Here is a 7,630-nt window from a genome sequence, read left to right on the forward strand (position 1 = left end):
AAAAGCAAAAGACGAACATGAAGTAGGTGGAAGCAAGGCAATAGTAGGCAGCCTCTGAGGAGGCTGTCTTTTTTATGACTATCCTTTCAAGGTACGGCATCAGGGCCGTAACCAACGAAAGGAGACAGTCATGACCGAGCTACGTAAAAGGATGATGGAGGATCTGCAACTCGCCGGTTACTCACCCAGGACCACCAGAAGTTACATCGACACGGTGCGGGTGCTGGCAAAGCATTACCACCGCTCGCCCGATCTGCTGACCGACGAGGAGATACGGGACTTTTTCGTCCACCTGGTCAGCGAGCGCAAGCTCTCCAGAAGTTCCATCACCGTCTATCTCTGCGGCATCAAGTTCTTCTTCGAAAAAACTCTGAAACGGAAATTACCGATTCTCGACATAGTACGACCGCGGCCTCAGAAGAGACTGCCGGTAGTGTTGTCGCAGGGCGAGGTGCAAAGCGTCCTGAAACGGGTGAAGCGTCCTGTCTACCGCATGGCGCTGACCATCATCTACGCCTGCGGGCTGCGCATCTCCGAGGGGATACGCCTAAAGACCAGCGATGTTGACGGCCAGCGCGGCCTGCTCAGGGTGCGAGCCGGCAAGGGCGGCAAAGACCGTCTTGTGCCGTTGCATAGCCACCCGCTGGAGCTTTTGCGGTCCTATTACCGGGCGCACGGCAAAGGCTCTCCCTTCCTGTTCCCCCAAAAGAAGGCACACATAGCTGCCGACTCTTTGCAGAAGGTTTTCAGGGCGGCGCTCAAGGAGAGCGGCGTCGACAAGCCCGCGACGGTCCACACCCTGCGCCATTCCTATGCCACCCACCTGGTTGAAAACGGCCTCGACATTGGCACCATCAAGGAAATCCTCGGTCATACCAGCATCGTCACCACCAACATCTACACGCACCTTACGGAGAGGATCACCGCGCGCATCCATGTCAGCCTCGACGGGATGATGACCGGCCTGCAACAGTGACCACCCTAGCCGACATCGTCGCCGCCCACGGCAGCGCCTACCTGGCCGAGTTCGGAGCAAAGCTCCTTCCCAGCCATCGCCGAGCGCTCACCGACATTGCCGCCTGCCGCACCGAGTTTATGGGAGGTCACGTTTCCCGGTGCGAAGGGTGCGGCCATCAGCAGTACATCTACCACTCGTGCAGGAACCGGAGCTGTCCCAAGTGCCACGGAGCGGAAACCGGAGTCTGGCTGGAGAAACGGGAAGCCGAGTTGCTGCCGGTGAGGTACTTCCACCTCGTGTTCACCCTGCCAGCAGAACTGCGGGACCCGGTGCGCAGGAACCAGAAAATCATGTACGGCATCCTCATGCAGACTGCCGCTGAGACCCTGGCGCGGATGGGACTCGATTCGAGGTTCGTCGGTGGAAAGCTGGGGATGCTGGCTGTGTTGCACACCTGGACGCGGGCGCTGGAGCACCACCCGCACGTTCACATGCTGGTACCGGCCGGGGCGCTTGACCATGAAGGCAACTGGCGGCAATCCCGAAAGAAGTTTCTCGTGCCAGTGAAGGCCCTGTCTCGGTTGTTCCGGGCTCGGTTCATGAAGCTGGCGCGGAAGGCGCTGCCAAACGAGACGTTTCCGCCGGAGGTCTGGCAGAAGGAATGGGTGGTCTTCTGCCGGCCGACCTTCAACCGGGCGAAAAAGGTGCTCCGCTACCTCGGGCGCTACGTGCACCGGATCGCCATCACAAACAACCGCATCGTCTGCCTAAAGAGCGGCCAAGTCACCTTCCGCTACCAGCATAGCGGCACCGGTCAGTGGAAGACCATGATTTTGCCGGCACAAGAGTTCCTGCGGCGCTATCTGCAACACGTCCTGCCGCAAGGCTTCCACAAGGTGCGCTACTACGGACTGTTGAGCCTGGCAAACCGAGATACGCTGAAGCGGTTGCAGTTGCTGCTGGAGCCAAGGCACCCCCGGATACGGGAAGAAGATCCGGTAACCACGCCGGACTCGTCCGCCGCATGCCCATGCTGCGCGGGGTTGATGGTTGTTATCGGCTGGATCCCCAGATCGAGGAGCCCACCGAGAGGCGGGTGATCTTAACCGGAAAGGTGAAACGGAACCAGCGCGTGGAAGTATCAGGTGCATCCCTATCGGTGTGTCCGGGGTGGTAGAAAATTGTCTTAAGTTGCCGGAAAATTATCCCTGATCGTTGAGGTAAAGGCATAGAGCCCGCTCCCTCTGTGACAATGGTTGTTGAAATCCTCTCATAAAGCCCGTATTATCCACACACCTAAAACCGAAAACCGGCGTTAAAAATACAGATGGCCAGAGGGCAGCGGCTTCGTTCAACCAAAGTTTACGCGGCGGCTGCGCGCCGCATAAACTCTGACTCGTTAGGTGTAAAAATGAGTGATGCCGAGCAATTAAACGCAAAGGTTCTTTTTCGAGTGTTCAACGATGATGGAACCGCAGAAGTAGAGACTTTGTGGGCAACAAAGCTGGATGGAGATAATTACCGGCTCGAAAATTCTCCGTTTTATGCCTACGGGGTCTCCTGGCAAGACATAATATTTGCTCCCTTCGATCAAGATGAAGGTTTCCCAAGTTTTCAAAGCGTCGTTACAAAATCAGGGCACCGCACAGTTCGTGTCGTCTTCCAATCACCGGTCGAAGATGGAAATAACACACAACAAATACTACAGACACTAGTGGATCTGGGATGCACCTATGAAGGTGCTAACAATAGTTATGTAGCCGTTGACGTTCCCCCGACATCTGATTTTGAGGCAGTTTGTAATTTTCTGACTGAGCGAGCTGCTACTTGGGAACATGCAGATCCTACTTATAGCAGTCTTTACCCAAGCCACACCTAACAATCGGGTGGAGCAGTCGCAAAAATCTGCGCTGCTCACCCTTGAGACGTTGGGCAGAAGATGGATCGGCTACGGTAAAAACACCGGAAGCAAAAGTAACTGAAAGAATTAGCTTGCGAGGCGGTTGATGGAAGTCATGCGCACGATGGATGATTACTGGAAACACTTGAGGAATCACGTTGACGCTGCGTCTGAAGAAAGCGACAAGTTGTTAGATATTTTTAATGTCAATGGCAATATGAAAAAACGCCGGTCATTACTGGTAGCGGCTCACCTCGATAAACGCATCGACTTCTTGACGGTGCTAGGTGAGACACAAAGAGCTGTAGAGCTAGCAACTCTTTGCATGGAATATATCGTTGATGCTGAAAGCAACGACAACAGAAATACAAGTACTGGGATGTTATCAGAAATAGAAGCTTCATTTTTAAGAAAAGCTCTTAAATACCGTTTTAATTGGACAATAAACGGGAAAGACAATGAACTGCTAGCCCAAGATGCCCTATTGATACTTGAGAAAATAGTTGAGAATAAAGTGGCAAAGAAGAACTCCAAGTTCCTTCAAACTGACTTGCTTGCATGCGTTGACCTTTCACTCAAATCTGGTGATTTCGGTAAGGCTGAGAGATATATCACGATGGCAACAGCAAAGATTAAACCTAAAGGCGATGCTGATTTCATATTTGAAGAGCCACTTTTTCTTCAGTTTATTATCACAAGCAAGTTGAACGGCCTAAATGATGAGATAAAGAAACATTTTTGTAACTTTTTCAAAATAATTTCATCTGACATTGATGCGTTTAAAAAATATGGGCTCGTCCGTGCTGCTGACATAGCTCTTATTTACTTCAAATACTTTAAGTACAACCATGTTGACAACCCATCACGCACCAACGTCCTCCAAAGCGTAAGATATGGGATATAGAGTGCCTTTCGATAAAGCTCAACCAATCGCGGCAGAGTAAAAGGGGACAGGGGAGAGCCCAACAACGTCCTTAGACACGGACGGCTAACGCCGCCGGTCAAGGCCGCCCCCGTTATGCAGCAGATACAGATAAAACGGAGAATCCAACGTGGAACTTAAAGACTTCATCTCTGAAACCCTTTCTCAGCTCATCGAAGGTGTCATTGACGCGCAAACCAAAGTAATGAAACCTGGCAGTAGCGGCGGAAGAGTCAGCCCTCATGTAAGAACCCCAGATGTTAAATCATTGTACGGTGTAACCAATGATAATCTGCCCGTAATTTTCGTAGACTTCGATATCTCAGTTGAAGCCCAAGAAGGCAAAGGAACAAAAGGCGGTATAGGTGTTGTTGCAGGGATGTTTACCCTTGGCTCACAAGGTGAAAGTAAAGAAAATGTGCAAACATCCAATAAAATCAGATTTAAGATTCCTGTCGCATTGCCGCTGCAACCTTATAAAGAAGATTAAGATTAGAGTCATAAGTATTTCATATATTCTGTTTTCACATAAGAAAGAACGGCATCAAAATCCATATGAACCCAATTTGCACGGTAATGCTCCAGAACCTTGTCAATATTTGACGGCTAACGCCGCCGGTCATGGCCGATCCCGTTGGTCGCCCTGAATGAAGGCCAGAGCCGAAGGTATAGCCAGATGAATACAGCACTATCGATAACGCTGGAGAAAACTTATGACCTCAAAACACACGACAGATCGATCTCAACCGCTCCAAACCGCGACAGATGTCTATCGGAGTCTTCGTGACGAAGGTTTGATGCTACGCCGAGACGGCACCGGCCGCGACGATGCACTCTGGGCCGAACTCGTGTCCCAATTGGGATTCGATCCTGACATTACCGATCTTCCCCGCGAACTTGAATCTAAGAATATTACTGTCGAAGAGTTCGTCCGTGTATTCCTCACTTGCTTCGAACCATTTGCCGTCATGATGGCTGATATATGCATCTTCATGGAGAGGCATGGGGCTGTCCGATCCTATCATAGCCTTGCGATCAGCTACCAGTTTTCCGAAGATGACAAGGCCATGAAGTTCACCCTTTCTCACTTCCAAGAATTCTGGCGTTCCTATCACAAAATTTACGAACGCGTCGTATACCAAGTCTGGTCGCTTTGGGAACTCCGCTCTTATATAAAAGACTTAGCAAAGCATATTAACGCCTATCCTCTCCCCGCCCCCGAGTCAGAATGCGCAATCCCACAATGGCAGCCAGGACAATCAGTTCCTATCGAATTACAATCAGATGAGGCAGTATCCGCGCACGCGAATATATTGCACGATCTTTGGGAATCCGTTCAGAGAAGCATCAGACAGTCTGCTCAAGGAAATGAGCCACCTCGATCACCTTTTGTTGCAAGTGATAACAATATACATGAAGGAACAAGTCGCATCTTCCGTAACCAAGAGCTGTCTCTTCGTCCGCCATCCGAAAAGGACCTGGCCGAACTCCTGGAGCACCTGACCGCTGGCCATGAACACTTGGCAAAAGCGAGTTGGTTGCTTTCCAAGGATGTCAAGGTTCCCGAGTTTTCTGCAACGTACGAGTATGGTAAGCCCAACTCACTTTCTGCGATCCTAGAACAGTATAAGGATCTTCCGACGCTTGAGCGTCTCGTGGAAAGTCTTGCAGAGGAGATACATTCCATTCTCCGGCTACCTGCATGGAGGCATCGGTGGCAGCTTTATCAGGTTTGGGTCGGTTTATCTGTGCTGGATTTACTCCGAGAGCAGGAACTGAAGTTCGTTGTGCATGCACCAGACGGCAAGCTCGAACTGTATGAGCATCATCCAGCACACATCGCGGACTTGAGGGAGTGCGACAGTTTCATATCGTTTTGGGCAGAACTGCAAACGGTGGTGACGGGAGACTCTGGCTCGGTTCAGAGTATCCGACCTGACTATCGGCTCGCCCGATCCCCTTTTACTATGCCCAAAAGCACTCTCCTAATCGTTGAAGCAAAACAGCGGATATCTATGACGTCATTGCAATTGCAAGGGCTTTATGAGCGGTATCGTGCCGGATGTCCAGAAGGTGCGTTGATCTTTGTAAATTACGATGACTTCCCTCTTAGCAATGAGTTGGTAGGCCTGGATGATACGTATTTCATCTCTCGCTTTAGACCAGGGGAGCCGTGCGCCATCGACAACGTCCGCAACGCTTTAGGTGGTGCTGCGAGAATGCTGGTGCAAGAGCAAAAACATATAGCGGCACAGAGGAAGGCGGAGGAGCAGGAGAAGTTTGAGAAGCTTGTCGAATCAGCAGCTGCAAGATTGAGTGGGCTGGAGTTCATTGGAGGTTTGCATCCTGCACACAAAGACGAGACGGTTGGTGCCATCATACTGGACTTCCGAAGTGCATCCAAATGTCTATTCTCTGGCAGCGATTCAAGCGTCAGAAGCCATGTAATACAGTACCTGCGTGCGAACCCACTCGCGCAAGTATGGCTTGCCGGTGCAAACCGCCCACCAGTATTGGCATGTCACTTCAATTATGACAAGGACCGGAATGGGTTCGATAAGAAAGAGTGTAATTTGATCAAGTTGGTTGGAGAACTCAAGTCTGTTGTTCAAGGCTTGATTGTTGTGTTTGGATACTCGTCAGCGGTGAGTGGTTTAAGTGGTTCCGGGGTAATTACAGAAGGGTACTCTGACTAACGTTTTTAACCAGAAAGTACACCGCAGCTGAGGGTCTCAGCATTGACAAGATATGGGAATTCCCAACCAGGCAAATGGACACCGACCGCCCAAAAAGCCGGGCGGGCGGGTCATTTCCCGAGCCGTTGGTCAAAAAAGTAAAATATGACCGATCAAGAGCTTATTCCAATTCTTGAGAAGCTGAAAAATATTATGATATCTGTTGCTACCGGTGGGCAACGTATTCAAGTTGTTAACCAAGAGTATCTAGCCTCCTATCAAGATGCTGACGTTGCTATAAAGAGTCGCGGCATTGAAAATCCCAATCCGTATTCAGATCTGTGGGAATGGTATGGTCGATGGAGCAGCGGCGACCTACCGACCTATCAATCGCGGCGACTATTTCTATCTGAATTATACGCCCCGCTGTTGAAAGAACTTCGAGATAGGGCTGCAGGTGACCCACCGAAACTAATTGAAGAAACAACCGGCTGGCCAAAAGTTGATAGAACAATAGGCGAAGCCAGAATGCGACTTGCAGAAGCAGAAAATGAGGAGCAATTCCAGGCTGTCGGCCTTCTATGCCGTGAGGCTCTGATTTCGTTGGCGCAAAGTGTATTCGATCCACATGTCCATAAATGCGAAGATGGAGTCACGCCAAGTGAAACAGACGCAAAGAGGATGTTAAGCGGTTATATATCCTCCACTCTCGAAGGGAGGTCGAACGAAGTATCGCGAAAACATGCAAGAGCTGCCTATGATTTAGCAGTTGAGCTTCAACACCGAAGAACGGCAGATTTCAGACAGGCAGCACTTTGCGTTGAAGCAACCACATCTGTCATAAATGTAATGGCTATTATCTCAGGAAGACGCGACCCCTGTCCATTTTGAGAGGATATCTAGGCATTCACACCACCTGAGGTTCAAAGGACAAAGCACGACCCAACCCTTATCAGGCCCCCGTCTGTCAATAGGCAAAATGGTGCCCTAACGATTTGAAGTCGCCTTTTTAGAAGAATCGTATTCCCTGGTAACAGCCGCTCTGTCTTTATTTCTCAAACTGGGTCGGGCCCCTTTCCACTCGGTGGAAGGTCCTGCACCAAACACTTATCGAAGCTCCCATCGCTGCAGGTATTGCTTTGCAGCGACTGCGAAGTCGTTATCTTCGCGACTTA

The 7,630-nt window shown here is 50.4% G+C and carries 7 protein-coding genes; all 7 read left to right on the plus strand.

Features of this window, described 5'->3' with window-relative positions:
• Window positions 1-130: 130 nt before the first annotated feature.
• The 7 genes from JFN90_RS13440 (at window position 131) to JFN90_RS13470 (ending at window position 7,346) form a co-directional block, all read left to right on the plus strand.
• Window positions 131-976 (plus strand): tyrosine-type recombinase/integrase, encoded by an 846-nt coding sequence (locus JFN90_RS13440; RefSeq protein ID WP_199395626.1) that lies wholly within the window; start codon window positions 131-133, stop codon window positions 974-976.
• Window positions 973-2,058, plus strand: a complete 1,086-nt coding sequence (locus tag JFN90_RS13445; RefSeq protein WP_199395627.1) for an IS91 family transposase — start codon at window positions 973-975, stop codon at window positions 2,056-2,058. The genes JFN90_RS13440 and JFN90_RS13445 overlap by 4 nt, the downstream gene beginning before the upstream one ends.
• A gap of 311 nt (window positions 2,059-2,369) precedes the next feature.
• Window positions 2,370-2,837 (plus strand): DUF4265 domain-containing protein, encoded by a 468-nt coding sequence (locus JFN90_RS13450; protein WP_199395628.1) that lies wholly within the window; start codon window positions 2,370-2,372, stop codon window positions 2,835-2,837.
• A gap of 127 nt (window positions 2,838-2,964) precedes the next feature.
• Window positions 2,965-3,762, plus strand: a complete 798-nt coding sequence (locus JFN90_RS13455; protein WP_199395629.1) for a hypothetical protein — start codon at window positions 2,965-2,967, stop codon at window positions 3,760-3,762.
• A 148-nt stretch (window positions 3,763-3,910) separates the two neighbouring features.
• Entirely contained in the window at window positions 3,911-4,270 is a 360-nt protein-coding gene (locus tag JFN90_RS13460; protein ID WP_199395630.1) for a hypothetical protein, read from the plus strand.
• Between the two features lie 223 nt (window positions 4,271-4,493).
• The gene (locus JFN90_RS13465; RefSeq protein WP_199395631.1) at window positions 4,494-6,476 is read left to right on the plus strand and encodes a hypothetical protein; all 1,983 of its coding nucleotides are present in this window, start codon (window positions 4,494-4,496) and stop codon (window positions 6,474-6,476) included.
• Between the two features lie 144 nt (window positions 6,477-6,620).
• Complete coding sequence (locus tag JFN90_RS13470) at window positions 6,621-7,346, plus strand: hypothetical protein (RefSeq protein ID WP_199395632.1); 726 nt, start codon at window positions 6,621-6,623, stop codon at window positions 7,344-7,346.
• The last annotated feature ends 284 nt before the right edge of the window (window positions 7,347-7,630 follow it).

Source organism: Geomonas propionica (assembly GCF_016458235.1).
Taxonomy (GTDB): Bacteria; Desulfobacterota; Desulfuromonadia; order Geobacterales; family Geobacteraceae; genus Geomonas; species Geomonas propionica.

Coding starts and splice junctions, on each gene's coding strand:
- JFN90_RS13455 (WP_199395629.1), top strand. CDS start 2,965: ATGGAAGTCATGCGCACGATGGATGATTACTGGAAACACTTGAGGAAT.
- JFN90_RS13470 (WP_199395632.1), top strand. CDS start 6,621: ATGACCGATCAAGAGCTTATTCCAATTCTTGAGAAGCTGAAAAATATT.
- JFN90_RS13465 (WP_199395631.1), top strand. CDS start 4,494: ATGACCTCAAAACACACGACAGATCGATCTCAACCGCTCCAAACCGCG.
- JFN90_RS13440 (WP_199395626.1), top strand. CDS start 131: ATGACCGAGCTACGTAAAAGGATGATGGAGGATCTGCAACTCGCCGGT.
- JFN90_RS13450 (WP_199395628.1), top strand. CDS start 2,370: ATGAGTGATGCCGAGCAATTAAACGCAAAGGTTCTTTTTCGAGTGTTC.